Here is a 25,487-nt window from a genome sequence, read left to right on the forward strand (position 1 = left end):
TTTATTACAGACCAGCTGGTCGGTTCTCCTGGAAAAAACAGGGAAACCGGCCTTTTTTTTGCTCTTTACCCGGGATTGGGGCAGCTGGGCCGAAAATTACTGATTGTATATTTACACCGGAGTTACTGGAACAGACCAATAAGTCGGTTTACACGCATGGGTTAGTTATTATAGTTCGTGGATTCATTTTTCCTCTTAAATTTATAGGAAACTCTTATTGGCCGTCACATGAGCCTTGAAATAGCACTGATCTTCATAATCATCCTAGGGATCATTATCCTCTTCGCCTTTGAGGTGTTTCCAGTAGACAAAATTTCCTTTTGTCTTATCGGAACTTTGCTGCTACTGGGACTAGTCACACCGGATGAAGCGATAAGCGGCTTTTCCAACAGGGCCACCATCACTATACTATGCCTGATGATCATAGCTGTAGCCCTGGAGCAAAACGGGGTCATCACCTGGATGGCTAACGGCTTAAAGCGGGTAAAGAACTGGCCGATCTACTTTATAATCCCCCTGTTTATGCTGATTACCGGGAGTATTTCTGCATTTATCAGTTCTACTGCAGTGGTGATCGTTTTTATCAAGATCATCACCGAACTTTCGGAAAAGTACCAGATTTCAGAAAGCAGGTTATTATTGCCAATTTCCTTTTCCAGCATCCTGGGCGGGAGCTGTACCCTGATGGGAACCTCGACCAACCTCATCGTGAACTCTCTCTATATCACCCGTACCGAGGAGCGGATCGGCTTCTTCGAATTTTCCTGGATGGGCATCATCTTCCTCGTCATTGCCATCGTGGTGATCACCGTACTCCATAAGGTACTTCCTGCATCGACGGATAAGAACCTGGAGGACCAGTACGACCTTGATAATTACATCCTCACCCTGGAGATCGCTCCAGATTCGGCCCTTGTTGGCCAGGCAATACGGGATACCCCTTTTAAAGATGAAGATCACCTTACCCTGCTAAAGCTCAGCCGGAAAGGCCGTGATAAGAATATACTGGCAGGGAATATCAGATTGCAACCAGGGGACCGCATAAAACTATCCTGTGACCTTGCGCACCTTATGCGGTTAAAGAACAGTAAGGATTTCCTGATAGCCCCGGAGGAAGAGGTGGTCATGGAAGGAAGCACGACAAAGATCAAACAGGTGGGGAAGGCCGATAAGGATAAAACCTCCGTGGAACCGGGGGAGATCCTCCTGGTAGAGATCATGATGCTTCCCGGGGCACGGTTCCTCGAGAAAACCCTGAAAGAGGTGCGAACCATCCTCGCCAATATTGCCACGCCAATTGCTATAAAACGAAGACAGCGCAGGGTATTCCGTACAGACAGGTTGTTACGCTATAATGTTAACCCGACCTACTTACGTGTGGGGGATCGCATCCTGGTGGAGATCGAAAAGGAAAAGATTAATGATCTTGAAGTATTTGACAATATCGCCATCCTGCAGCAGTATGAGCCACCCCTGCACTCCGGCTACAAGCGCTGGTTGAGCCTGGCTATCCTGGGAGGGGTGGTACTTCTTGCGGCCAGTGGGGTCCTCCATATCCTGAGCAGCGCAATTACGGGCTGCCTGGCCCTCTTGTTGACTAATTGTATCACCCTGGAGAATGTATATAAAAAGATCAACTGGTCAGTTATTATTCTCCTCGCCGGAATGATTCCGCTGGGGGTTGCGATGCACAACACCGGTGCCGATGACTGGATCACGGGAAAACTTCTCGGGCTTATGCATGGGCAGGATTCCCTCGTTTCCATCGGGTTGCTATTCCTGGTCACCATGCTCATCAGTGGGGTGGTTTCTAACAATGCCACAGCTATCATAATGACCCCGATAGCAATATCCCTGGCCTCCGGGATGGACCTCCCTATTAAGCCCTACGTGCTGGCGGTCATGTTCGCTTCCAATTTCAGCTTCTTCACCCCTGTGGGGTACCAGACCAACGCGCTGATCTATAGTATGGGGCATTATAACTTCAGGCACTTCTTGATCCTCGGTGGAATTATATCGCTCTTACTCTGGCTGGTGGGTAGTTTTTTACTGAATACGATGATTCCCTGAGGATATCGACAGACTTTCTTCAAGTACAGAGATCGCATGTTCGTAGCCTATGCTGAAAGCAAGCTCAAGGCCTTTCCGGTCAAGAACTCCTATCTTATCCAGGCTTTCAGGTTCAAACAGCAGGTCACAACGCTTCATTTTCTTATGGTTGATGGCGTAGATCATTAAAGCAGTTGTCCTGTTCGCCAACTGGAGGGAAGAGCTGATCTCTTTTTTATCCAGCTCCCGGATTTTAGTCACATTACTCCCGATGAGGTAGTCGCAGGATGATAAAGGTTCTAATGGGAAATTATTCATGATGCCTCCGTCGGCATATAAGTACTCCCCGATCTGGACCGGGCTGAATACCGGTGGAAGTGCTGCAGAAGCCAGTAGGGCCTGGATCAGCGGTCCGCTTGAGAAAACCTCGGCAGTTCCCTTTTGCAGGTTGGTAGTGGTGACGAAAAGTTCTTTCTCCAGGGATTCAAATGTATCCTGGGGGAAAAAAGTTCTGAACACTTTATAATACCTATCGGTATCTAATAATCCAGGTTTCTGAATGGTCAGGTAATGGTAACTGAACAGGGAAGTACTCTTAAAAAAATTCCGAATGGTATCATTGTCTTTGCCAGCGGCATATAAGGCCCCAACCAGGGCTCCTGCACTGGTTCCTGATATCATATCTACGGATATGCCGTACTCGTCCAGCGCTTTTAGAAGGCCCACGTGGGCAAGCCCGCGCACTCCCCCGCCGGAAAGCACCAGCCCCACCTTTTTACATTTCAAATTCTCCAGTGTCAATGCATTTTGTTCCTTCCTCATTATTCCATCCGCTCTATAATATCGCGTAACATTTCCATCTGGAATGCCCCGACAAATGGGTTGTCCGGGGAACCATTGGAAAGGATCAGGTAAAACCCTAGCTTAGAAACCCTCCATTCCCGTGTAGTCTGGTGTTCCAGCAGGTCTACTTTGTAGTAATACCGGAAGTGTTTCTTGCTGTCAATTCCCAGGCTCTTACAAACCGTAAGGGCTCTCCTGAGCGCGAGGTTGATCTCCTCTTCATCCTCAAAACCATAGCGCCTGAGCTGGTTGGTACTGTAGGTGAGCCCACTGTAATCCAGCGCCTCCTCGAAAGCATCGAGTATAGCCATTTTCCTAAGATCGTATTGAGTGATGATCTTCATAGTTACATAGCGTTATTAATTTTATCCACTATCGCTTTCTTATCCAGGACACCCGATGTTCTCCACAATATTTCTCCTCTCCTGAAGAGGATCATGGTAGGGACTCCCCTGACCTGGAACCGCGAAGCCAGCTCCTGGTTTTTATCCACATCGATCTTAAGGATCCTTGCCTTTCCGGCCATTTCTTTCGCAACGTCCTGTAATATTGGAGCCAGCATTTTACAAGGTCCGCACCAGTCAGCATAGAAATCAACCAGCACCGGTTGTTCCGAATTTACCAAGGTGTTAAAATTCCCTTTCATTATTCATCAGTTTTAGTCGAACGTATTTCTCAGTTTTTCGAGGATCGATCTTTGTTCTTCGGTCAGGTTTTGGGGCAATTTAACCGATAAGGTGGCGAAAAGATCTCCGTATTGACCGGCTTTTCCATATTTCGGCATCCCTTTTCCTCTGAGTCGCAGGGTTTGTCCATTCTGGGTTCCGGCTTTAAGATTCATCTGCACTTTACCACTGATGGTTGGGATCTCCTGTTTTCCTCCCAGCAGCGCCTTGAAAAGATCGACCTCAACATTCATATAGAGATCATCTCCACGTCTTTCATAAACCGGGTGCTCCTGTACATCGATGTTTACATAAAGATCACCCGCCTGGCCCTGGGAACCTTTCTGACCCTTTCCTTTGGCTCTCAGCTGCAGCCCCGAATAGGCCCCGGGTTTGATCTTTAACTTTATGGATTTCCCCTCTACATCGAGCATTCTCTGGGTACCGTGATAGGCTTCGTTTAAACTGATACTGACTGTCCCGGATACATCTGCTCCGGGACGCGCATAGGTTCTTCCCCTTTGCCGGCCACCACCGCCGAAAAAACTTTCGAAGATATCAGAGAAATCACCTCCTGAATAAGCTCCGCCAAAAGGATCTCCCTGGGCGTGCTGCCCGCTGTACTGTTGCTGATATTGCCTGCGCTGTTCACGCATCTTCATGAATTCGTCATAAGAACTCCCTGATTGCTGGAATTGTTCCCAGTCTGATCCAAGGGTATCGTATTGCTTTCGTTTCTCGGCGTTTCCAAGCACCCCGTAAGCTTCAGATATGGCTTTAAAACGTTCTTCTTTTGCCTTATCTCCTTTGGTCTTATCCGGATGATATTCCGTTGCAAGTTTGCGGTAGGCCTTTTTTATCTCTTTCTCAGAGGCCGACCTGCTTACTCCCAGCTCTTGATAATAATCTTTGTGCGCCATGGATGTATCAGTTAGCACCCTCTAATTTCAGGTCTTTATCCCATATATATTGCCTTAATTGACGGATGTTTTATCGCATTTTATAAAGCTTCTCCCCTTATGTCGTGACTATCTCGCTACAGGGTATCTACGCTTGAAATTACAAAAATTAGCGCTGTTTACGATGGGGTATTACATGATTTAAATCATTCCGGGCTACGGGCAACCAACGGTTCATCCCAGCAGGGAGACCAGGGTATAGAAAAGGTAACCGCTGTACAGCAGACAACAGGCAGCGATAACATAAAATATCTTCTTCATAGCAAAATATGATTTCAGGGGCAAGTCAATAACAAATAGTGTACCGAAAAGTGTAGTATACCTGTCCAAATCTCGCGTTACAGGATTGGGATAAATCATAGTATATATACCAGCAGGGTGTTAAAATAAGCATGACTGGTAATTAATTTGTCCGGTCTGCGACCAAACCTATTGATGGTTTTTATCGTAAGTTTACAGGCTTACCACCAGAGTAGGTATTGAGCAACCACAGTTACAAAACCTGATATATTATGGCGAATTCATATTACGATCCGGCGGATCTCAGAAAATTTGGAAAAATCACCGAATGGAGTGAAGAACTGGGAACAAAGTTCTTTGATTATTACAGCAAGGTGTTTGAAGAAGGTGCGTTATCTGCCCGTGAGAAATCATTGATTGCACTGGCTGTTGCCCACGTGGTAAAGTGCCCTTACTGTATAGACGCATATACCAAGGATGGCCTGCAGCGTGGAATTACCAAGGAGGAGATGATGGAAGCGGTTCATGCAGGAGCCGCCATAGAGAGTGGGGCTACCCTGGTCCACGGGGTGCAGATGATGAACAAATACAACAAATTATCAATGTAAATAAGAGCCCGGAATTTCAGCCGGGACAAAAATCAAGATTATGGCCACCAAGTCACTGAAAGCCAGGCACAACGAACTGGCTGCCACAGACCGGCAACTGGACATCCTTAACGGGGGTATTTTTAAAGAGGGAAGATTACCTTATTTTAAAGATAAGCTTGCAAAAACAGGCCATTTCCCGCTCCGTCCAAAAAAACTGGAGATACTGCAGATCAACGTGGGATACATGTGTAACCAGGTCTGCCAGCATTGTCATGTAGATGCAGGACCGGACCGGAAGGAGATCATGACCCGGGAAACCATGGAACAATGCCTGGAAGTGATCAGGAATACGGGGGCTCATACCCTTGATCTTACCGGGGGTGCCCCGGAGATGAACCCGGATTTTCGTTGGTTCGTGGAAGAGGCCTCTAAGGCAGGAATCAAGGATTTTATCGTAAGATCTAACCTTACTATTATCCGGGCAAATAAGAAATATCACGATCTCCCTGAATTCTTTAGAAAACACAATGTACACGTAGTTTCCTCCATGCCTCACTATACCCGGGGCAAAACGGACAAACAGCGGGGGGATGGAGTTTTTGACAAATCCATCCAGGCATTAAAAGACCTCAACGCAGTTGGTTATGGTATGCCCGGCAGCGATTTGCGTTTAGACCTGGTTTACAATCCTTCGGGCGCATTCCTTCCCGGTGACCAGGAAGCGATGGAAAAAGATTTTAAAAAAGCCCTCGATGAAGATTTCGGGATACAGTTCCATAATCTGTTCGCGATCACGAACCTGCCTATCGCCAGGTTCCTGGATTATCTCCTGGCTTCGGAAAATTACGAGGACTATATGTATTCACTGGTAGAAGCATATAACCCGGCAGCCGTTGAGAATGTCATGTGTACAAACACCATCTCTGTCAGTTGGGATGGCTGGTTATATGACTGCGACTTTAACCAGATGCTGGGGCTGAAGGTTGACAGTAAAGTGAAACATATTTCTGAATATAACGAAGACCTCCTGAACAACCGGAATATCATCATTTCCCAGCATTGTTACGGCTGTACTGCCGGTGCCGGGAGCAGTTGCCAGGGAAGCGTAGCCTGACAAAATGCACTTGGTCGGATAATATTTCCGACCAAGTGGTCGGTCTCTTCAGGCCTCCTCCCTGCATTTGGTCGGATTTCCTCCCATTGAACGAATATTTGCTTCTCTACATCCTAAAATCTTCTCGCTGCGACCAGATCGTGGGTTCTTTGTTATAGACTTAACGGTCTGTTTTGAACCCAAATCCCAAATCAAATGGACAAGACACTTAAACGCATGGCTACCATGCATCGTATGCAAGTCACAGGACTGGATCTATTCTACCGGAACGGGTATTTTAACACCAGTATTGATGACATCCTGAAAGCGCTCAACCTTTCCAAAGGCGCTTTTTATTACCACTTCGAATCCAAAGAAGATTTCTTTATAAGCATCATCCAGAACCTGGTGGTACAGAAGTTCTACAGCCACATGATAGAACCGATAGAGGGACAGCAGGATCCATTGAATATTATCCTGAAAACCCTGGAGGATTCCCTGGAAACAGCAGAACACAACCAGTTTGACCAAGGCTTTATGCTGACCAATTTCATCGCGGAATTCAATGGAAAAAATCCGGAAGTGATGAAGTACCTGAAAGACATCTTCCAGATCTGGGAAGTAAACCTTGTTTCCTTGCTGCAAAAAGGAAAATCGGACGGGTTCATCGCCAGGCATGTAGACAGTGAAGGAGTCGCGACCTACGTGATAGCTTCTTATACCGGTATCAGAACGATGATGGTGGAAGGAAATGCCAGTTCATTGAGATACCAGTATATACAGCAAATGCGCCAGTATTTCAAAACCCTGGCCCAGACAGAGATGGCCTGATCGCTATCAACCTGTTATCTCGGTGATCTTCTTCAGGACAGCATTGACACTTATTGTACTCATCGCATTCTCATAACCTTCGGGCAATCTCTTCCCGTATACTGAAGTCGGAATCTCCGGGTACTGGTTGCGGTCAGCTAATAAACTGAAACCGGGATCCTGCATAAACGGGTAGAAGCCTGCATAAGGATGGGTCACGCCCCACAGGGTGAGTGTCGGGACCCCGTACATCGCTGCAAGATGTGCATTACCACTATCCATGGCCAGCATAAGATCCAAACGAGATATTAAGGCCAGTTCTTCCTCAAAACTGCTTTTGCCTGCCAGGTTTATACAAGAAGGATATTTCTTTTCCCATTCGGTCATCACCTGCCGCTCCTTGTCACCTCCGCCAAACAGGAAGAGAGAATGCTCTCCCCTCGATGCAAGTTGCCGGACCACTTCTTCCATTTTCCCAATGGGGTATTGCTTCCCGGGAAAGGCAGCAAAAGGAGCAATCCCTATCCATTTCTTCTTATCCTGGCCCAGTTGCCGGATCCATGCCTGGGGCAAAGCCTGTTTTTCCAGGACATCAGTATCGCTGAGCTCAATGGGGAAACCCAATTTTGAAAAGACCTCAGCATACCGTTCAAAAGTGGTTTTCAGAGGTTTAAAATTCTTTTTAACTCGGGCCGTCAGTGCTTTTTTTTCTGCCCGGCCTTTATTGATCTGCCGGAAAGGAAATGCCATAAATAAAGTGAAAACTCTCAGCAGGTGTGTGCGTAAAACCCCGTGCAGGTCTGCGATACCTATGGGAGCCATCCCGCGAATATCCCGGGCCAGTCTCCATAAACCGGTAATACCTTTATGACGCCCCTGCAGGTCCGTGTTATAGACATCCACGCCCGGAACCTGCCGGATGATCTTCCCGAAAAACGGGCGGGTAATAAAAGTAATAGGGGTACCCGGGTATTTTTTCCTGAAAGCCAGGAGCACGGGGACAGTCATTGCGACATCTCCCATGGCGGATAAACGGATGACGATAAGGGGGCGCTTCTTATTTTTGACCACGAAGTACCGGGTTAAGCTCCTCGTCGTTATACATCTTCATCTGTTTATAAACTTTCATGTACTTATTTCCCTGCTCGATATCAGCCAGCAGCTGATCAATGGCGGTGGAGAGATCTTTGCGCTGCTCCAGAAGCACGTTGAGTTTATCCTGGCAGGCTTTACGATGATCATCAGAGGCGTCAGTTCGCTCTGCCTCCTCTTTCATATGGTAAATCTTCAGGGCCAGGATGGAGAGTCGGTCAATGGCCCAGGCCGGGCTTTCAGTATTTATAGTGGCATCCTCCTTAATTTCTACCGATTGGTATTTTTGAAGGAAATAAGAGTCGATGTATTCTACCAGGTCCGTTCTTTCCTGGTTACTCGCGTCAATCTTACGTTTTAGTTCCAAGGCTGCTACCGGGTCAATTTCCGGGTCGCGGATCAGGTCTTCAAAATGCCACTGAACCGTATCGATCCAGTTTTTGCGGTAGAGCAGATGCGCGATATCTCCCGCCGGATAAGGGTTCTTTAATTCCTGGTCTACCCTGTCCAGGTGGTGGTAATTAGATATACTTTCCTCGAATATGCGATTTGCGATCTGACTGAACTGCATCTGTTTGTTATTTAGCCGCAAAGATACTTTTTATTTCAGAACTGTTTCAAGCAGCAGGACCGCGAAGGGGATGAGAACGGACAGTACCAGGGTAACCTCTTTGATCTTATGTCTCCTGATAATTTCCACGTATTTCGCAAGCAGGGTGGCAGCCGGGAAAAAAGTGATCAATACGGGATAGCGCCCGGGACCAGTTTCGAGCAAGGTAATCACCAGCCCAACCGCCACCGAGATCACGATCAACCTCAGGGTAATGATCCGTCCCATACCCAGCTGCCCTAGTTTCAGGAATGCAAGGAATCCTGTAAATACTACCAGGACGATATAGGCAATAAGCTTGGTACTGTTCTGCCATGAAGCATAGAATTGCAGGTCAAAATTCCAAACAAAGCGGAAATGCTCTCCAAAGAACGCCTCCCTGCCAAGAAGAATAAGGAAACTCCAGCTGATCAGGGCCACGGTGACGGTTCCTGCCAGCGGAAGCAGCCAGTTCCTTATATTCTTAGGGTCATAAAAGTATATTGCTACATAAAGCACTACCATATACAGGAGGGCCCATTGGTAGAAGAGGCTGGAAAGGGCGATCCAGAGGGAAGCATCGTAGATCTTCAGTTTAACATCTTTGGCAGTTTTCAGGCTGATGGCTCTCCTCGTAGCCAGTAACAGGAAGAATCCACAAAAAATGGCGTTATTGTCCATCAGCACTTGCGGGAAGATCACGAAAAGCATGGTATAATAGAGCATCGCATAGGAATTGCCGCCCATGATCTGGTTGCGCTTTACAATAAAATCCACCACGAAAACACTAAAGAGCAGTAAAGACAGGACCAGCGTTTGGCCGAGGATTTGTTCCGGTTCGTAAGAGGCGTTAAAAATGAAAAAATGGGTGATCCAGTAGAAGAAAAAGAGGAAGCCCATCAGGATGATATAGTTTATCGGCTTAGTTTTTCCAAAAACACTTGAAATCATCCCCGGTTTTTATATTTTTGTGCTGTAAATATAACCAAGATGAAAGCATTTTTTGAAGGCATTGAAGATTTATTCGTAAACGTACTTTTTGCGCCTTTAGATTTTTTGAGGTTCATGGACAGCTGGTGGCTTGCTAATACCCTGAACTGGATATTCGTAATAATCGGTATGGTGGCAATGGTCTACTGGTTAAAGCAATTGAAGATATTCAATGACCGGGAGGAAGAAGACAAGAGTGTGACTTCTCACAGTTACCTGTAATCCCGATCAGTACTGATAAAAAAAACCCCGATCTTCATCGGGGTTTTTTTAGTTAAGATCAAATCCGATGTCATCCCGGAAATAGGCTCCATCAAATGAAATTTTTGCAGCTTCCCGGTAGGAAACCTTCAGGGCATCCAAAAAGTTCTCCCCATAAGCGGTCAATGCGAGGACACGTCCCCCGTTAGTCACCACTGCTCCCTGTTCTACCGTAGTTCCCGCGTGGAACGGAATAGCATCTTTAATATCATTTAGCCCGGAAATCTCTTTTTTCTTTTCATAGCTGCCAGGGTAGCCTCCGGAGACCATCATTACCGTGGTTGCAGCCCGTGGATCGATGTCGAGCTCAATCTCACCCAGGCGGTTTTCAGCCAAAGCCTGGAATAAGTCGACCAGGTCATTCTTAACCCTCGGTAACACCACTTCGGTTTCCGGGTCTCCCAGCCGCACATTGTATTCGATTACCTTGGGATCGTCTCCCACTTTGATCAGGCCGATAAAGATAAAGCCCATATAGGGTATCCCGTCCTTTTTAAGGCCTTCTACTGTCGGTTTTACGATGCGGTCGTGTATCCTTGCCTCGAACTCCTTATCGGCGAATGGAACCGGGGAAACAGCGCCCATTCCGCCTGTATTGAGCCCGGTATCCCCTTTCCCGATGCGTTTGTAGTCCTTTGCCATGGGAAATACTTTATAGTCATTACCATCGGTCAGTACAAAACAGCTCAATTCTATCCCGGATAAAAATTCTTCGATCACCACCGTCCTGCTGGCCTCCCCGAATTTGGAATCGATCAGCATAGCCTGCAATTCATCCTTGGCTTGTTGTAGATCGTCAAGGATCAATACTCCCTTCCCTGCGGCCAGGCCGTCAGCTTTAAGGACATAAGGCGGGTTCAGGGTTTCCAGGAAAGCCTGGCCTGCCTCCAGTTCACCTGCTTTAAAACTCTGGTAGGCTGCAGTGGGTATGCCGTGGCGGTACATGAATTCCTTTGCGAACTGCTTACTCCCTTCCAGCGTGGCGGCATATTTACGGGGACCTATAACAGGAATATGTTGCAGCTCCTTGTCCTCTAGGATGAAATCATGTATGCCTTGCACCAGGGGTACCTCGGGACCTACGATGACCATCTCTATATTGTGTTGCAGGGCGGCTTGTTTGATCCCGTCAAAATCTTCAACGGCAATATCGAGGTTAGCCCCGATTTCAGCCGTGCCTGCATTTCCCGGAGCTATAAAGAGTTGACCGCATTTAGGACTTTGTTTCAGTTTCCAGGCCAGCGTATGCTCTCGCCCCCCGGAACCCAGGATGAGAATATTCATGTTCTTAACGTTTGGGCAAAAATACAGTAAGCGGCCTAAAAAATGGGTGCATCTGCCCGAATTTTAGACCGCTTGACTATATTAATAAAAGTATTATTTCCTGTTACGACTGGTGAAATCGCGATGTTCGGTTTTCTCCAGTTCCTCTTTGGAAAGGGTTTTAAAGTAATCAAAGGTCTTACGCATCCCTTCTTCCCTGCCAACTTTAGGCTCCCAACCAAGGATTTCCTTAGCCTTGGTGATGTCCGGCTGGCGCTGCATAGGATCGTCTTTAGGTAATGGCTTGTAGACGATCTTCTGGTCGGTACCCGTAAGCTTTATGATCTCCTCTGCAAAATCCCTGATAGTGATCTCGTGCGGGTTCCCGATATTGACAGGCATGGTGTAATCGCTCATCAGCAGGCGGTAGATTCCTTCAATCTCGTCATCGACATAACAGAAGGAGCGGGTCTGGGATCCGTCGCCAAAAACCGTGAGATCTTCGCCTCGGAGAGCCTGCCCCATGAAAGCAGGAATCACCCTTCCGTCGTTCAGCCTCATCCTGGGTCCATACGTATTAAAAATCCTGACGATCCGGGTATCCAGGCCGTGGAAACGGTGGTAGGCCATGGTGATGGACTCCTGGAAACGTTTGGCCTCATCGTAAACACCCCTGGGTCCTATGGTATTCACATTCCCGTAGTATTCCTCAGTCTGCGGATGGACTAAAGGATCCCCGTAGATCTCCGAGGTAGATGCGATCAGGATACGCGCGCCCTTTTCCTTTGCAAGTCCCAACAGGTTATGAGTTCCCAGGGCACCTACTTTCAGGGTCTGTATCGGGATCTTCAGGTAATCAATCGGGCTGGCAGGGGAGGCAAAGTGAAGGATATAATCCAGTTCGCCGGCCACATGCACAAATTTGGTCACATCGTGGTGATAGAATTCGAATTGAGGCAGTTTAAAAAGATGCTCAATATTCTTAAGGTCCCCCGTGATCAGGTTGTCCATCCCGATCACATGAAACCCTTCATCGATAAACCGATCACACAGGTGTGATCCCAGGAAACCGGCTGCACCGGTGATTAACACTCTTTTCATATTTTTTGCTTAAACTCCCTTGCTGACCATAGACCTTATAGTCCGTCAACTTAGATTATTCACTCAGTGTGATGCCTGCACTTCCATAGCTTCCTGGGCTCCCTCCCCGATCCGGTAGTACACGAACCCGAGGTTATTGAGAAGCTTTTTGTCCAGGATACCCCGACCGTCAAATACAAATGCAGGTTTCTGCATATTGTCATAGATCCTTTTCCAGTCATATTCCTTAAACTCCTCCCATTCGGTCAGGACCGCCACGGCGTGGGCGTCCTTACACGCTTCGTATGGATCCCTGTAAACGGACAGTCCCTGCCTGTTCTCATCAGCAGAACGGGTGTTCAGGTAATCCAGGTCTGCATACATTTGCTCTTCCTCTACCTTGGGATCGTATGCCGCGATCTGTGCCTGTTCGTTCAGCAGGTCATCTGCCACGTATATAGCTGCCGACTCCCTGGTGTCATTGGTATCTTTTTTAAAGGCCCAGCCCAGGAAAGCAATTTTTTTACCGGATACGGTATTGTACAGCGTGCTGACAATATTGTTAGCAAAGCGTCGCTTCTGGTGATCGTTCATAATGATGACTTGCTCCCAGTAATCGGCCACCTCGTTCAGGCCGTAGGTCTTCGCGATATATACCAGGTTCAGGATATCTTTCTGAAAACAGGAACCTCCGAAACCAACAGAAGATTTCAGGAATTTAGGTCCGATCCGGCTGTCCATCCCGATGGCTTTGGCGACCTCGTTCACGTCAGCCCCGGTTTTTTCGCAAAGTTCGGACAGGGCATTGATCGATGAAACCCGCTGTGCCAGGAAGGCATTGGCGGTGAGTTTAGACAGTTCTGACGACCATACATTGGTGGTAAGGATATTCTCTTTGGGAACCCACTGGGAATAAACGTCTACCAGCTCTTGTATAGCTCTCTCTCCCTCTGCGGAGGTTTCTCCGCCGATAAGGACACGATCAGGGGCGTGAAGATCCTGTATTGCAGTTCCTTCTGCCAGGAATTCCGGGTTAGAGAGGATCTGGAAGTTCACGTTATTCCCGGTATTCTCGAGTATGCTTTTAATAGCGGAGGCGGTTCTTACGGGCAGGGTGGATTTTTCAACTACGATCTTATCGCTCTTAGCCACCCGGGCGATCTGCCTTGCACAAAGTTCTATATACTTGAGGTCGGCAGCCATACCTTTACCTTTCCCATAGGTCTTGGTGGGGGTATTTACAGAGATAAAGATCATCTCTGCTTCTTCAATTGCCTTATCTACTTCTGTAGAGAAGAACAGGTTTCTTCCCCTCGCTTCTTTTACAACCTCATCCAGCCCGGGCTCGTATACAGGCAATTTGCTCAGGTCCTCGTGGTTCCAGGCGGCGATCCGCTTCTCGTTGATATCTACTACGGTAACCTTGATATCAGGACACTTCTGGGCAATCACTGCCATTGTTGGTCCCCCGACATAACCTGCTCCGATACAACATATATGTTTTACTGCCATCTTTTAAATGATTTCTATTTAGTTATTTAGTCTATTAACGCACCCGCAAAAATAAGTGGGTTTAAATTGGCGGACAATTTAATCTGTTCAAAAACCCCTTTCTGGGATAAAATCAAACTCATATCGGCGCATTTTCAAGTCATCTCCCCTGATAATAACAAGAATCGGAGAATATCAGATCCCCCGTGAAAAAATGACAGTGGTTATGGTTTTGAATATGATCCTTAGATCTAAGGTAATAGACCTGTTCTTAATATAATAAAGATCGTACTCCAGTTTACGCACAGAATCCTCAAGGTTCTCGCCGTACTTATATTTGACCTGAGCCCAGCCCGTAATACCCGGTTTAATCAAATGTCGGGTATTATAAAATGGGATAATACTATTTAGTTGGGTAACAAAAACTTTCCGTTCCGGTCGCGGTCCAATGAACTGCATATCTCCCCTGATTACGGAAATAATCTGTGGCAATTCATCTATCCTAAAAGCCCTTAACATCCTGCCTACCGGGGTAATTCTATGGTCATTTGCAGTGGCCATCATTGCTCCTGACTTCTCGGCATCAACCACCATAGACCTGAATTTATAAATTTTGAACTCCTTGCCATAGCGGCCCACTCTTTTTTGGGTATAGAACAGCGGGCCTTTATTGAAGAACACATTGAGCAGATATACAAATGGAACACTAAGAAGAAATATGAGACCTACGAAAAGCGCCAAGAAGAAATTCACCATAAAACTGAAAACCTTTTGCAGGTACCTGATTTTCTTGTTCCTCAACTGGAGGATTTCATAAAAACTGTCGTTATGAGATCTTATAGGCAAAGCTTCATAGGTGTTCTCATAAAACGAAGTAAATGAAAGCACCTCTCTGCCTTTAATTATGGACCGCAGTAAAATTCTTTCAAGGTCGGGGGGCAAACTGCTATAACTCTTAGTATTGATGATCCAAGTGTCTATTTTCTCTGTAGCAGCGAGAAACATATGCTTATTTTTCAACGAATGATGATCCACAGAAAATGTCAGTTTTACTGTGTAAAACGTTTCCATTTCTTCTCCGTTAATAATCGCCAGATCCTCCTTAAGATTCTTTTCCGTCTGGTCATCATAGATATAAAGCACATTTTTAGTGGTGGGAATGATCTTAAATATATTCCCGAAAAACAATCTCCATAACCCGATTTCGAGTGGTGTCAGCAATAAGAAAATCAGTAGAGGTATCCTCCAGAAACTGACATCAAAAAAAATCACAGCAGCCAGGAAGACCACGAATACATATAAAGCCGTGATGTAGAGGGATTGCGAAAGAATATGTCTGCGCTTGGCAACCTTCTCAAGGTTATAAAAATCCAGGATATAGGCCAAGGTAAAATAACTGATGATCCCCAGGGAGAACATATAGGTTTTCAGCTCGAACGAAATAAATTCTTTATCGATTGCATGGTTGATAAAGACATTCAAAGACGCAAGGATGATAAGAAAGTCTCCTATAAGGAGCATTGACTTTCTTTCAATTGAATTCAGGATTGCAGGCCTTGCCATTCTTTAAAGAGATTTATTTAATGTAGGTTCTTAATTTCATAAAAACTGCGGAAAGCAGGTAAAAGGACGACTGGAGAAAAGACAATCCTTCAATTTCCCGGTATATCTTCCATTCATACTTAAGTAACCCAATTTTGCCGGAAGAAATTGAATTAGACGTATGTCTATATGAAGAAAGCACTTCCTGCAGGCCATATCCATCCGCCTTCTTTAACAATTTTAACCAAAGAGCATAATCCTGGCGTTTCCGAATTTCCGGCATATATTGTTTTCCGAAAAAATTCACATCATACATTGCAGTCAGACAGCCGATAGGGTTCTTAAAAAGTGCAGTGTTATAGGTTACTCTCTGCCTAGCCTTAAATAATTGTCCGAGTTTGTTACCCTTTTCATCGATGGTATCGTAAGAGGTGAAGGAAAAGTGATATTTATTGTTTTGCATAAAGGTGATCTGCTTTTCTAATTTCTCGGGGTACCATTGATCATCGCTATCCAGAAAAGCTATATATGACCCTTTAGCCTCAGCAATACCCTTATTCCGAGCTACACCTGCACCACTATTCTGATCTAATTGTATCAGTCTGATCCGCTGGTCTTTGCGGGCATATTCCTGAATTATTTCAACACTTCTATCTTCAGAACAATCATCCACTAAAATATGTTCCCATTCTTTATAGAATTGGTTTTGTACCGATTCGACGCACTGCCGTATAAACTTCTCTGAATTATGAACCGGTGTAATTACTGAAACCAAAGATTAGAATATTAGTTATTGTCGATTTGAAATTTTTGAGCTGTAGCTTACTGAATTTTACCTGTACATGCACCGCTTACGGCAGCAAAGATACAACCCTTATAATTTAATATTATCTACGGAAAAGTCCTTACTCACAGTGCAGCCCCGAAAAATTCCAAAGGAAAATTTCTCATAAGATGATAAAGTGGGGTTAAAATCATGAAATATATAAATGTCTTTCCCATACTTAATCATATTGTCTGGTGATACAGTAAAATCCCATCCGTCAAATCCATATTTAATACGTTCTTCAGGAAGTGAAGACACATCATCAGTCTTTGGTTTCGCATGGAAGTAAATCCTGCAGCCATGCAATGACTCTGGCTGGTACCCAGTGGCCGTCAGCCGGAAATACAGGCGTACCGATTTATTGTTCTTCACGGTATGAATTTCACGAAGTACCAGATCGTCCCGTATAGGTCTCGAACCTTTCCAGTGCAGTGTTGAATTTTTACCTTTCAGGGGAGCTAGTATATCCTCTAAACCTTTTATTTTTCCGGGGTCATTATAAAAAACAAAATAGCTGGCGAATTGTTTATTGGAATTATAGAATGTTGGGAGTAAGTAAGTAGTGAGTTGCTTATTATTTCCAATTTCCTTAATTATTATAACGTCTGAAGCCTCCAGCTCATTTATGTTCTTCTGAAACATTCCGATAAGATTATTACCATCGGTTTCCGGAAATGACGGAAGTGTCTTTACATCCTGATAACCAAACTGGGCTTCCTTTAGAGGAAAGTCGATCGTAACCAATGATCTCTGGGAGCTGTCGGGGATATCTGTGACAAATTTTATAACATTTCTTTTTGCATCTGGAAATATTGTTTTCAGATAATTAGCGTGCAATAGGACCGGCAGAAATATGGTCACTAACAGGACCAAATATATTATAGCACGATTTCTCCTATTCTCCAGGTAATGTGCACGCTTAAGGTGGTTGATAACACTATCCAGTAAAATTCCGGTTATCAATACTAATGCCGGCAAGAAGGGCAGAATATTCCGGTCAAAATAAACACGTTGTTTGATAATAAACCAGACAGATGCAATTATTACAGTCAATAACACCCCCCACCGGATTCGCTCTGAGGTATGCAGATATTTAAAACCATAATAGGCCAATACAGGGAAGATGAATATTAAGCCTCCCAAAGAAGGCAGGAGTTCACGAATAATTCCTTTGAAGTTATAGAGTTTATAGCTCTCTACAACAAGCCCCTTATTCCCTGTAGCATAGTGCCAGAAATTTGAGAAGTAGTCGTGTATAACTGCATTAAAAACCTCCTTACTGTAAAAAATATTCCAGTTTATTAGAGCAAAAAAGAATATGGAAGATAAAACTATAAGGCTGAATAATTTTAAACGAGCCTCAAAGCCGTTTGCCTTGGTCAGTATAAGGGCTCCAATCATTACAATTATGAAAAGGGAAGAAAATTTCAGGGAAATAGTCAGCGCAAACAGAAAAGCCGCCAAAACAATAATAAACTTACTAATCTTGGTGCTATCATATATATACAAGTACAACCATAATAAGAGGTTGACCAGGGACAGAATCAGGGGTTCGATATAGAAAACACTTCGTTGTTCTAAAAGAAGCATATTGATGCCAATCAGAGTGGCTATCATAAACATCGATATAAACTTCTGCTTATTCCAGAGATAAAAGATCAACGGGATAAAGGTGAGGAACATCAATAAAATAGACTGCAATTTCAGGTAATAATGAAAATACCTCAGGTTAGGGTCTTCCATGTTCTTAGCTAATCCGGCCCCGGTTGTTTGATAATTCTCAATGAAATAGTTATGGCCCGGATAATCCCAGCTTTCTGCATATATATTTGCTCCCATATGACCGATCATTCCGACTAAAGCTCCAGGATAAAATAAATATGTGAATACCCGTGGGCCGTTCAAGGCTCGATGTACTGTATTTTCAGGATCAAATTTTGGATGTACGGTGGAGATAGTGAAATATTCATCGACGGTGAAATTATCCATATGATTCTTATTGTAATTCACCTGCAGGATCACTATAGTCAGAAACAACAACAGTATTGCAGCGATCAATAGTCTATACTTTTCGAAAAAATGAATAATCTGGCTTCTCGTCATTTACTGAATATTACTGGCTTTGTTAAGAATACAAAAAATGAAAAATAATTGTAAAAACCCGTTGAGATCATCATCGAACCTGGCGTCATTCAGCAGATCATCCGATTCATCCAAAATAACGTATGTCAGGTTCTCAATTTCATCACTACTTACGGTTCCCTGAACATCTAAAATCTGGCAGTCAATTTCGTATTCATGGGTAACCCTTAGTGTTTTTAATGCGTTAACACCGTCCACCAACCGATTTATATCAAGATTGGTTTCCAGTTCGATCCTAAGACCCAGCTCCACCTGCTCTGAAATGTTATCGTCCGGTAGTGATTGTAAAGGATAAAAACAAATCTTTACATCAGAGAACGGAGCCTGAGAGCGAATAAATTTTGCTGAGTCCTCTTCACGGATCCTCAGTTGCTCAAGGACTTTTTCTTTGGTGTATCCTCTCTTGGCCGTATCCCTTTGGATCTTCCAATATAAACGGAGATCTTCTTTTGGCTCTACGAAAACCTTCAGGTCGAACAGGTTTCTTTTGGCGGCTATATAAAAAGGGTGTAACCCTTCAAAAATTACAACTCTACTGGGGTAGATCTTTAAAGGCTGAGTAAACCTCCCTGTAGTATGATCATAGATTCGACGCTGGATTGTCTTGCCTGTTCTGAGCAATTTTAAATGTCTAATATCTTCATGCAGGTGATTCGCCTTAGGGGATAAATGAGTTAACTCATTCCATTTATCATGACCTCTTTCCCACCTGTGCATATCATCTCCGCGTATGATAGTGACATTGGCCTCCCCAAACATTTGGATCATCAAATGGGTTAAAGTTGATTTTCCCACACCCGAATCTCCCCCGAAACCAATCAAAAAAGGTTTATTCTTAAGCTTCCTGTTCAAGTTTTTCCTGACTCCGGCTTTAAATAACCAGTATACATTCAATATCAGGCAGGTCTGAAGGAGTGTAAATGCCAGGCTTACCATGAATTCTGCTGGCACCCACCCCAAAGAATTCCATAACTCATAGAGCGTGCCCCCCCTCTCGGTATATAGAAAAACATAGGTATAATCTGAATTGGGTATCCAGGCAAAATATATGAGGAATGCAGCTTGCAGGGCTATAACGGGAATAAAAGTAAGTTTACGCTCTTTAAGATTAAAGTATATCAGGAATGGGAGTATCCAGAAGTACCATCCCGGTTGTGGGGGAATAAATATCAACAGGGAAGCAAATGAAAACCCAACGAACATGATAAAGAGATCCTTGCTGATCTTTTTAAATCGGGTGGCAGCTGCAATCAGCAATAAATATACAGCGGGTATTAAGTAGAAATTCAGGTTATTGATCGTAGGCAAGCCCGCTGCCCACACCTTAGATTGTTCCTGGTTAGAAAAGACCATTTGAAGAAAAGACTTACTGCCCAGATAAAAACTGGACACGATCAAAAATACCAGAGCTACCAACCCCAAGTGAGAAGCAATTCTCCCTATTTTGTTTTGATTATTATTTTTCCATAGATATAACAGAAAAAATGGGATGGCCAGGATCAAATTGGTCTTGGCAGCTATGCCAAGTCCTAATACAACTGCCGCTTCAAGGGATCGATTTTTGACAAGCAGGTATAGTGATGCAATCAGGAATGCAATTGGAATAACATCTAACTGTCCATGGATATAAGAGATATATATCAATACCGGAGATAACCAGTAATAGACCAGGATCTTATAATCTTTCCCTCTGAGTAACCGGCTAAGAAGGACCAGGATTAGGGTGTCTGCCAGGAGCAAGGGTATACGGATAAAGAATGGGGAAAGATGGGCCAGAAATCCTCCTAGAGAACTCAGAATATAGAGCATCAGGGGGGGATATGGAAATGCATCGACAACTCCCAATTGCCAAAAATGTTCATAAGGATCTTTGAAACCTGAGGCTATAAAATATTCCACGAAGGGAATAAAAGAGTCTGCCAGCAACCTGCCCGCGAAGAACAAGGACAATATTATCTTCAACAGCAGCCCGCCCCAGAATAGACGGTGCCGCAAGACTGCCAGTTTAAAGATTCCTTGTTTGTCCCGGAGATATCCGCCCAAAAATTTGTTCATCGCCATCGTGGGATATTATATGATTTTGTGCATATGGCATCTAACTGTATATTCTGATCTTTAAGAAAAGCCTTATAAGACTCTATGTCTTTCTCCCGTCCTTGTAATTCAGGAGAAACCAGGCATAAGCGATAACCCCATTCTTTCAATTGCCGGAACACTTGCCTATCTAATGGCAACTTGGTGAAGCAATCAATCCATACCCATTTTACTTTTCCCGCCATTCGCTCAAGGGTATCCAGCCCTTCCCATTCGGAAAATCTCAGAGCAATGTTATTTTCTTCTAACCGGGTCAGGGAATAGATCATTGGAAAAGAAGAATCGAGAAAAAAATAATTCGGAATCTTGTATAACTTAATCAACCTGAGTATTTCAGTCTCTATCCTTTCACTTTTAATATTCAGAATAAGTGTCCCGTGCTTATACTCCTTTAAATAGGCTTCAAAATCTTCCCCCTGTACAAATGGGTCATGAGCAATGTGAATCCTTCCATTACTGCCGTCTCTTAAGTCTAACTCGACCCCTAACTCTCGTGGCAATTGCTGTAGTTCAGCCAGGGTATTGATCCTGTGCGCAATAAATTCCATTAGTTCAGGGACTTTTTCAATTTCTTACTGAACTCAAGAGTTCTCTTTATAAATTTCTTTTTGGCCGCAAATCCCGTGTTCCAACTGGAAGTGCCATGCACCCGTTCGGGAAAAATAACATCAAAACGAACCAGCTTTATTTTTAACTTCTTCGCCAGGTAGAGCGCATACAGATCAAGGGAAAAATCATGGGGAGGATTCTCCCATTGTTTAAAGAAATCCCTGTGAAAAATATTAGGCTGGGCATTAATATCGTGTAATTTTTCTCCAAGATACAGGGACTCAAACAAACTCATGCCTGAAGTAAAGAACTGGTCAAAAAACGGCCTGCCTTTTCGCTCCCCTTTTACGTAGATCATCGGCTCCTCCTGACTTTCGATGATATCAAGAGCTTTGATGACGTCTGAAGGGTCTGTCTGGAGATCTGCATGGGTCCAACCTATATAAGTTCCTTGAGCTTGTTGGAGACCAGAAAGAATGCCATATCCATAACCCTGGTTTACCGGAACATGTACATACTTCGCAAACGAGTACTTTGGAAGGAGTTCTGCAGTGACCTCAGCCGTATTATCGGTAGAACCATTGTCTACCACGATCAGTTCTATATCCTCTCTTTGGATAACCTCCCCAAATTTAGACAATACAAGGGGTATGTTCTTACTTTCGTTATAACAGGGGATAATGATCGATAATTTCATTAGTCATTTATTTTTTTAAAAACCCAGAATTTCTGTCCTAAAAAATTCAAAATTGTACTGGCCCCGGTTGCACACAGGAATGCAAAGGTCAAGTTCCGGAACATTAACAGCGCCACGTCATTCGTGATAATATTGACCCCCAGGGTAAGACCATACAAAATAAAGAATTTCAGTAGTTGAGACGAAGAAAATTCCTTCGTTTCAAAAGTCCAGTATTTATTAAATATGTAGGCAACAATGGTTCCCGATAAAAATGAAATTCCCTTAGCCAGGTTATGATCGATGACCGTATTTAATGCATAATACAATCCAAAATCGACTGCTACAGCGATAATTCCTGTCACCACAAACCTGCGGAGCTGTTTCCGGGTAGTTGAATCTATCGCCATTCCTGTTCAAAATCATAGGCTTGCGCTTCAAGTAACCTCACTGAATCCTGCTCCACCGTTAAGTCTTTTTGCAAGGTATAGGGGTGCCAGTCAGTCTTGTGAAAAAAGCTCTGCCAATAACGATACGTCTTATAATCATTGGGAGTGCCCCAACCAATATAGTGATCTATCTCGAAGACCTTCACCTTCAATCCCATGCTAATTAGCTCGCCTATACAGCTGTCCACATAGAACTCACCGTTGATTCTTTGATCATTTTCTATCAATCGTTTTAATGCATCTTGGAAATAACCGGCTTTCCTGAAATAAAAGGTTCCTACGATGGCGTGATCCTTTCCAGGGTTATCGCTAATTGCTTTCTTTACACTGACTCCGGTTACGTTATCTTTCCCGTCGGTTTTTATCCAGCCATACATTTCCGGATTTCGCACACTGCTGGGGTGATTTCGGAACGACCAGACTATGGCGTCAACTTCAGGATCGTCTATTAATTTTTTATAGCTGTCATCATCCCAGATCATCCCATTATCACACGCGGCGATCAATAAGGGAGCGCCCGGATCCTGACCTTCCAAACCAATTGCGCAGGTGCAGGCCTGGCCCTCAGTTGTGTGATCGATTGATATAATCCTGGCATCAGGATATTCCCGCTTTATGGCCTTCCCAACACCATACTCCTGTATATGCTCTTCCAGGCACACAAAAATATTTTCTTCTGCTCTTGGCAGGTAATTCGCGGCCTGAATTATCATTGGTTTACCACCCACCTCTATGAGTGGTTTGGGGAGTATATACCCCTCATTGGTGAACCGGCTACCCCTGCCGGCCAGGGGAATTAGGTTAATACTTCTTTTCTCGAGTGGTTTTCCAGGAACTTTATAATTAGCAATTGCTTTGAAATATTCTGAAAAACCCTGATATTCTTCTACATCTTCCGGGGTTCCCCATTGCAGCATGTGCTGGACATCATAAATAGAAACCTTTAGACCAGCAGCCACTAAAAGGTTATATACCAAACTGACATAGTATTCTCCTTTCAGATCAATACCCTGATCCATCAATTCTTGAAAATACTTCTTTACATATGCCCCTTTTTTAAAGTAATAAGTGCCCATAGAGGCGTACTCCTGCATTCGGTTATCCGTAAAAGGCTCTTTTTCCTTAATCTCGAGCATCCACTGCTGATCTTCCCTCATAAATGCATAATTGGTGGAGCCCAGCATATGTGGATGAAATCCCTTGTATGCCGGAACTGCCCCATCAGCGTCGCGATTGCGGGTATGGTTTAAAAAATCCTGATAATCCCAATGACATGAGAAATCGCAATAGTTTACAATGACCTCTTCCTCCTCACCGATCATCCCGCTCACTGCATGTACAGCAAATACAGGTCCTTTTTTGTGCGGAGGTATCTCCACAATGCTTCCTCCCGGGGCTATTCTCTGTAATATCGATCGCATGGGAGTTTCTTTTAAATGCTTGCTATTACATATGAAAATGAAATCCTTCTCTCCGGGGAACATCTTTACCACATGCTCTATTATGGGCATTCCGTCAATCTCGATCAAAGGTTTCGGCGTCTTATATCCTGCAGCAACAAATCGATTGCCCATTCCGGACATTGGAATTATTATTTTCATTTTATAGTTTAAAATCTTTTAATGCAAATATTTGCCAATCCCCCTCTTCCCAAACAGGAGTCAGAGAATTAAAGGAATCTGAATAGTCTTTTTCGATTAATAAGAAATCAAGTCCATATTGTTCTGCGATATTTTTCCAATCCTCAGGTTTCAGGCTTCGAAAATATTGTATTTCGGAAATTCTATTAAGACGTGAGCCGTATACTGCCGTATATCGCTCAGCATGTTCCTTTATTCTGGATTCTGCGAACGGGAATTCTTTTGAGATCAGCACATTCCTTTTCCCAATTATTCTCATATCTGTATTTAATGCTTGCGAATATGTAAGAAATACAGATTCTCGCGGAGTATTATGAACAAAGCTAAATAAATTCCTTTTGGTCAAAGACGGGGGCTGCCAAGGATCATCCATTAGAGATGCTCCTGATATGATAAGACTAAAAATTAATAAAAGCAGGGCCTTATAAGGCATAACAGGAAGCGGGGATACCGGTTTTTCTTTTATTAATAATCCTAACATTAAGATCCAGCAGACCAGAACAGACCAAAGTCCAAACGTAGTATACCGAGATGGCCCAAGGTAGGCTATAAATTTCAGGGGGATAATATCAATAAAGATAAATTGCAGTGTAACTGCAGTAATAAAAAAAATCATCGCTGTAGCAGTAGAAATTACAAGATATTTACTTCGCTTTTTAATACCATAGAAGATTGGAATAAGGTACATCACTGAGATACCTGTAAACGTCCAAAGCCACATCGGATTATACTGCTTATAGTCCGGCACATGATAATGCCAGGGATGTCTCTCGAAAATATAATACTGAATGAATTGTGAGGTGTCCATGTTGGAGGCATCCTTGAGGAAGAGACTGATCAACAAACCCGGTATCAGAATAGCAGCAATAATTTTAAATATTGTTTTCAGCTCTTTTTTCCATCCTGGCAATAAAAAGGGCAAATAAAACCCTGCAACAAACAGAGCCATCACCGGATGTATCAAAGCTCCAATAATGAATAGCCCTAGAAAAGCCCATTGTCCTGATATTCTAAATTCCTTAATAATAATCCCGGTAAAACAAAAGAACATAGAAAGATTGGCAGGATATAAGGAAGCATTGAAAGGCCGCCATGACCCTATTGCAAAAAATTGGTTTAAATCTTTTGAAAGAACGAATATGGCAACTATCAGCGCAATAAAGGGCATTATACGAATCATCTTATTCCTGGAAACTCCTTTGAGCGAAAGTCCACACAGCACCAAGAATATTATCGCAGGATATAGTATCAACATTATTAATTTTAGAAAATATAATACTGTATACCAATGCAAACTTGTAACTGTGGAAATTCCGACAATAAGGTATCCATACACCCACCGGGGATTCTTTATCATGGAAGCTTGAGTGAAGAAATCTTCAACCAAAAGGTTCTCGTTGAAGATTTTCATAAGAAAGGGCATCATATCCTGTTCAGCCCATGTATAGGCGGTGGGATTTTGAAAAAAAGACAGGAAGCCTATAAAACACAGGAAGCTTAAATAAATATTTATCTCACGAGGAATCGAATGACGTTTTTGATACAAGTGATTAT

At 43.9% G+C, this 25,487-nt stretch carries 24 protein-coding genes; 5 read left to right on the forward strand and 19 right to left on the reverse strand.

What is annotated here, in order from left to right; genetic code table 11:
* Positions 1-228: 228 nt before the first annotated feature.
* Positions 229-2,070 (forward strand): SLC13 family permease, encoded by a 1,842-nt coding sequence (locus CLV82_RS02875; protein WP_133642789.1) that lies wholly within the window; start codon positions 229-231, stop codon positions 2,068-2,070.
* Here the strand turns inward: CLV82_RS02875 and CLV82_RS02880 are convergent.
* Genes CLV82_RS02880 through CLV82_RS02895 form a run of 4 tightly spaced genes read right to left on the reverse strand, consistent with a single transcriptional unit; the run spans position 2,047 to position 4,477 of the window.
* Positions 2,047-2,871, reverse strand: a complete 825-nt coding sequence (locus CLV82_RS02880) for a patatin-like phospholipase family protein (protein WP_133642790.1) — start codon at positions 2,869-2,871, stop codon at positions 2,047-2,049. The two genes, CLV82_RS02875 and CLV82_RS02880, sit on opposite strands and share 24 nt — an antisense overlap.
* Positions 2,871-3,236 (reverse strand): hypothetical protein, encoded by a 366-nt coding sequence (locus CLV82_RS02885; RefSeq protein ID WP_133642791.1) that lies wholly within the window; start codon positions 3,234-3,236, stop codon positions 2,871-2,873. The genes CLV82_RS02880 and CLV82_RS02885 overlap by 1 nt, the downstream gene beginning before the upstream one ends.
* Before the next feature lie 2 nt (positions 3,237-3,238).
* The gene (gene trxA / locus CLV82_RS02890; protein ID WP_133642792.1) at positions 3,239-3,538 is read right to left on the reverse strand and encodes a thioredoxin; all 300 of its coding nucleotides are present in this window, start codon (positions 3,536-3,538) and stop codon (positions 3,239-3,241) included.
* A 12-nt stretch (positions 3,539-3,550) separates the two neighbouring features.
* A complete protein-coding gene (locus tag CLV82_RS02895; protein WP_133642793.1) occupies positions 3,551-4,477 on the reverse strand; it encodes a DnaJ C-terminal domain-containing protein in 927 nt (308 codons plus the stop codon).
* Positions 4,478-5,028: 551 nt separating this feature from the next.
* Between CLV82_RS02895 and CLV82_RS02900 the strand changes: the two genes are divergently transcribed.
* The 3 genes from CLV82_RS02900 (at position 5,029) to CLV82_RS02910 (ending at position 7,270) form a co-directional block, all read left to right on the forward strand.
* Entirely contained in the window at positions 5,029-5,364 is a 336-nt protein-coding gene (locus CLV82_RS02900) for an arsenosugar biosynthesis-associated peroxidase-like protein (protein WP_133642794.1), read from the forward strand.
* Positions 5,365-5,404: 40 nt separating this feature from the next.
* Positions 5,405-6,460: an arsenosugar biosynthesis radical SAM (seleno)protein ArsS gene (gene arsS, locus CLV82_RS02905; RefSeq protein ID WP_133642795.1), complete on the forward strand. Its 1,056-nt coding sequence runs from the start codon at positions 5,405-5,407 to the stop codon at positions 6,458-6,460.
* A gap of 195 nt (positions 6,461-6,655) precedes the next feature.
* On the forward strand, positions 6,656-7,270 hold the full coding sequence (locus CLV82_RS02910) for a TetR/AcrR family transcriptional regulator (RefSeq protein WP_133642796.1): 615 nt from the start codon (positions 6,656-6,658) through the stop codon (positions 7,268-7,270).
* Positions 7,271-7,276: 6 nt separating this feature from the next.
* Here the strand turns inward: CLV82_RS02910 and CLV82_RS02915 are convergent, their stop codons facing one another.
* The 3 genes from CLV82_RS02915 to CLV82_RS02925 are packed head-to-tail and all read right to left on the reverse strand — an operon-like array spanning position 7,277 to position 9,881.
* Complete coding sequence (locus CLV82_RS02915; protein ID WP_243744127.1) at positions 7,277-8,320, reverse strand: glycosyltransferase family 9 protein; 1,044 nt, start codon at positions 8,318-8,320, stop codon at positions 7,277-7,279.
* Complete coding sequence (locus tag CLV82_RS02920; RefSeq protein WP_133642797.1) at positions 8,307-8,912, reverse strand: DUF4254 domain-containing protein; 606 nt, start codon at positions 8,910-8,912, stop codon at positions 8,307-8,309. Before CLV82_RS02920 ends, CLV82_RS02915 begins: the two co-directional genes overlap by 14 nt.
* Positions 8,913-8,942: 30 nt before the next feature.
* Positions 8,943-9,881: a hypothetical protein gene (locus CLV82_RS02925; RefSeq protein ID WP_133642798.1), complete on the reverse strand. Its 939-nt coding sequence runs from the start codon at positions 9,879-9,881 to the stop codon at positions 8,943-8,945.
* A gap of 39 nt (positions 9,882-9,920) precedes the next feature.
* Between CLV82_RS02925 and CLV82_RS02930 the strand changes: the two genes are divergently transcribed.
* Positions 9,921-10,142: a DUF6341 family protein gene (locus CLV82_RS02930; RefSeq protein ID WP_133642799.1), complete on the forward strand. Its 222-nt coding sequence runs from the start codon at positions 9,921-9,923 to the stop codon at positions 10,140-10,142.
* A 48-nt stretch (positions 10,143-10,190) separates the two neighbouring features.
* On the opposite strand, the gene purD is transcribed toward CLV82_RS02930, so the two are convergent.
* From purD to CLV82_RS02990, 12 genes are all read right to left on the reverse strand, one after another.
* The gene (gene purD / locus CLV82_RS02935; protein WP_133642800.1) at positions 10,191-11,465 is read right to left on the reverse strand and encodes a phosphoribosylamine--glycine ligase; all 1,275 of its coding nucleotides are present in this window, start codon (positions 11,463-11,465) and stop codon (positions 10,191-10,193) included.
* A gap of 93 nt (positions 11,466-11,558) precedes the next feature.
* Positions 11,559-12,545: a UDP-glucuronic acid decarboxylase family protein gene (locus tag CLV82_RS02940; RefSeq protein WP_133642801.1), complete on the reverse strand. Its 987-nt coding sequence runs from the start codon at positions 12,543-12,545 to the stop codon at positions 11,559-11,561.
* Positions 12,546-12,608: 63 nt separating this feature from the next.
* Positions 12,609-14,036 (reverse strand): UDP-glucose 6-dehydrogenase, encoded by a 1,428-nt coding sequence (locus tag CLV82_RS02945; protein WP_133642802.1) that lies wholly within the window; start codon positions 14,034-14,036, stop codon positions 12,609-12,611.
* A gap of 174 nt (positions 14,037-14,210) precedes the next feature.
* Entirely contained in the window at positions 14,211-15,578 is a 1,368-nt protein-coding gene (locus CLV82_RS02950; protein ID WP_133642803.1) for a sugar transferase, read from the reverse strand.
* Positions 15,579-15,591: 13 nt separating this feature from the next.
* Positions 15,592-16,332, reverse strand: a complete 741-nt coding sequence (locus CLV82_RS02955) for a glycosyltransferase family 2 protein (RefSeq protein ID WP_133642804.1) — start codon at positions 16,330-16,332, stop codon at positions 15,592-15,594.
* Positions 16,333-16,431: 99 nt separating this feature from the next.
* Complete coding sequence (locus CLV82_RS02960) at positions 16,432-18,372, reverse strand: hypothetical protein (RefSeq protein ID WP_133642805.1); 1,941 nt, start codon at positions 18,370-18,372, stop codon at positions 16,432-16,434.
* A 114-nt stretch (positions 18,373-18,486) separates the two neighbouring features.
* Positions 18,487-20,580: a glycosyltransferase 87 family protein gene (locus tag CLV82_RS02965; RefSeq protein WP_166636660.1), complete on the reverse strand. Its 2,094-nt coding sequence runs from the start codon at positions 20,578-20,580 to the stop codon at positions 18,487-18,489.
* Positions 20,577-21,167 carry a PI-PLC domain-containing protein gene (locus CLV82_RS02970; protein WP_133642807.1) on the reverse strand — a complete coding sequence of 197 codons (591 nt, stop codon included), beginning with the start codon at positions 21,165-21,167 and terminating at the stop codon, positions 20,577-20,579. The genes CLV82_RS02965 and CLV82_RS02970 overlap by 4 nt, the downstream gene beginning before the upstream one ends.
* Positions 21,167-21,865 carry a glycosyltransferase family 2 protein gene (locus tag CLV82_RS02975; RefSeq protein ID WP_133642808.1) on the reverse strand — a complete coding sequence of 233 codons (699 nt, stop codon included), beginning with the start codon at positions 21,863-21,865 and terminating at the stop codon, positions 21,167-21,169. The genes CLV82_RS02970 and CLV82_RS02975 overlap by 1 nt, the downstream gene beginning before the upstream one ends.
* Positions 21,865-22,254 (reverse strand): GtrA family protein, encoded by a 390-nt coding sequence (locus tag CLV82_RS02980; protein ID WP_133642809.1) that lies wholly within the window; start codon positions 22,252-22,254, stop codon positions 21,865-21,867. Before CLV82_RS02980 ends, CLV82_RS02975 begins: the two co-directional genes overlap by 1 nt.
* Positions 22,245-23,894 (reverse strand): NTP transferase domain-containing protein, encoded by a 1,650-nt coding sequence (locus CLV82_RS02985; protein WP_243744128.1) that lies wholly within the window; start codon positions 23,892-23,894, stop codon positions 22,245-22,247. The genes CLV82_RS02980 and CLV82_RS02985 overlap by 10 nt, the downstream gene beginning before the upstream one ends.
* 1 nt (position 23,895) lies before the next feature.
* The gene (locus CLV82_RS02990) at positions 23,896-25,479 is read right to left on the reverse strand and encodes a hypothetical protein (protein WP_133642810.1); all 1,584 of its coding nucleotides are present in this window, start codon (positions 25,477-25,479) and stop codon (positions 23,896-23,898) included.
* Positions 25,480-25,487 lie beyond the last annotated feature (8 nt).

It is taken from the genome of Zeaxanthinibacter enoshimensis (assembly GCF_004362865.1).
Classification (GTDB): domain Bacteria; phylum Bacteroidota; class Bacteroidia; order Flavobacteriales; family Flavobacteriaceae; genus Zeaxanthinibacter; species Zeaxanthinibacter enoshimensis.

What these genes read in the sequence shown, in the direction of transcription:
- CLV82_RS02980 (WP_133642809.1), bottom strand. Translation starts at nt 22,254, where the DNA reads ATGGCGATAGATTCAACTACCCGGAAACAGCTCCGCAGGTTTGTGGTG.
- arsS (WP_133642795.1), top strand. Translation starts at nt 5,405, where the DNA reads ATGGCCACCAAGTCACTGAAAGCCAGGCACAACGAACTGGCTGCCACA.
- CLV82_RS02875 (WP_133642789.1), top strand. Translation starts at nt 229, where the DNA reads ATGAGCCTTGAAATAGCACTGATCTTCATAATCATCCTAGGGATCATT.
- CLV82_RS02975 (WP_133642808.1), bottom strand. Translation starts at nt 21,865, where the DNA reads ATGAAATTATCGATCATTATCCCCTGTTATAACGAAAGTAAGAACATA.
- CLV82_RS02925 (WP_133642798.1), bottom strand. Translation starts at nt 9,881, where the DNA reads ATGATTTCAAGTGTTTTTGGAAAAACTAAGCCGATAAACTATATCATC.
- CLV82_RS02945 (WP_133642802.1), bottom strand. Translation starts at nt 14,036, where the DNA reads ATGGCAGTAAAACATATATGTTGTATCGGAGCAGGTTATGTCGGGGGA.
- CLV82_RS02895 (WP_133642793.1), bottom strand. Translation starts at nt 4,477, where the DNA reads ATGGCGCACAAAGATTATTATCAAGAGCTGGGAGTAAGCAGGTCGGCC.
- CLV82_RS02965 (WP_166636660.1), bottom strand. Translation starts at nt 20,580, where the DNA reads ATGAACAAATTTTTGGGCGGATATCTCCGGGACAAACAAGGAATCTTT.
- CLV82_RS02910 (WP_133642796.1), top strand. Translation starts at nt 6,656, where the DNA reads ATGGACAAGACACTTAAACGCATGGCTACCATGCATCGTATGCAAGTC.
- CLV82_RS02930 (WP_133642799.1), top strand. Translation starts at nt 9,921, where the DNA reads ATGAAAGCATTTTTTGAAGGCATTGAAGATTTATTCGTAAACGTACTT.
- CLV82_RS02940 (WP_133642801.1), bottom strand. Translation starts at nt 12,545, where the DNA reads ATGAAAAGAGTGTTAATCACCGGTGCAGCCGGTTTCCTGGGATCACAC.
- CLV82_RS02900 (WP_133642794.1), top strand. Translation starts at nt 5,029, where the DNA reads ATGGCGAATTCATATTACGATCCGGCGGATCTCAGAAAATTTGGAAAA.
- CLV82_RS02920 (WP_133642797.1), bottom strand. Translation starts at nt 8,912, where the DNA reads ATGCAGTTCAGTCAGATCGCAAATCGCATATTCGAGGAAAGTATATCT.
- CLV82_RS02880 (WP_133642790.1), bottom strand. Translation starts at nt 2,871, where the DNA reads ATGAGGAAGGAACAAAATGCATTGACACTGGAGAATTTGAAATGTAAA.
- CLV82_RS02970 (WP_133642807.1), bottom strand. Translation starts at nt 21,167, where the DNA reads ATGGAATTTATTGCGCACAGGATCAATACCCTGGCTGAACTACAGCAA.
- trxA (WP_133642792.1), bottom strand. Translation starts at nt 3,538, where the DNA reads ATGAAAGGGAATTTTAACACCTTGGTAAATTCGGAACAACCGGTGCTG.
- purD (WP_133642800.1), bottom strand. Translation starts at nt 11,465, where the DNA reads ATGAATATTCTCATCCTGGGTTCCGGGGGGCGAGAGCATACGCTGGCC.
- CLV82_RS02885 (WP_133642791.1), bottom strand. Translation starts at nt 3,236, where the DNA reads ATGAAGATCATCACTCAATACGATCTTAGGAAAATGGCTATACTCGAT.
- CLV82_RS02985 (WP_243744128.1), bottom strand. Translation starts at nt 23,894, where the DNA reads ATGAAAATAATAATTCCAATGTCCGGAATGGGCAATCGATTTGTTGCT.
- CLV82_RS02950 (WP_133642803.1), bottom strand. Translation starts at nt 15,578, where the DNA reads ATGGCAAGGCCTGCAATCCTGAATTCAATTGAAAGAAAGTCAATGCTC.
- CLV82_RS02960 (WP_133642805.1), bottom strand. Translation starts at nt 18,372, where the DNA reads ATGGATAATTTCACCGTCGATGAATATTTCACTATCTCCACCGTACAT.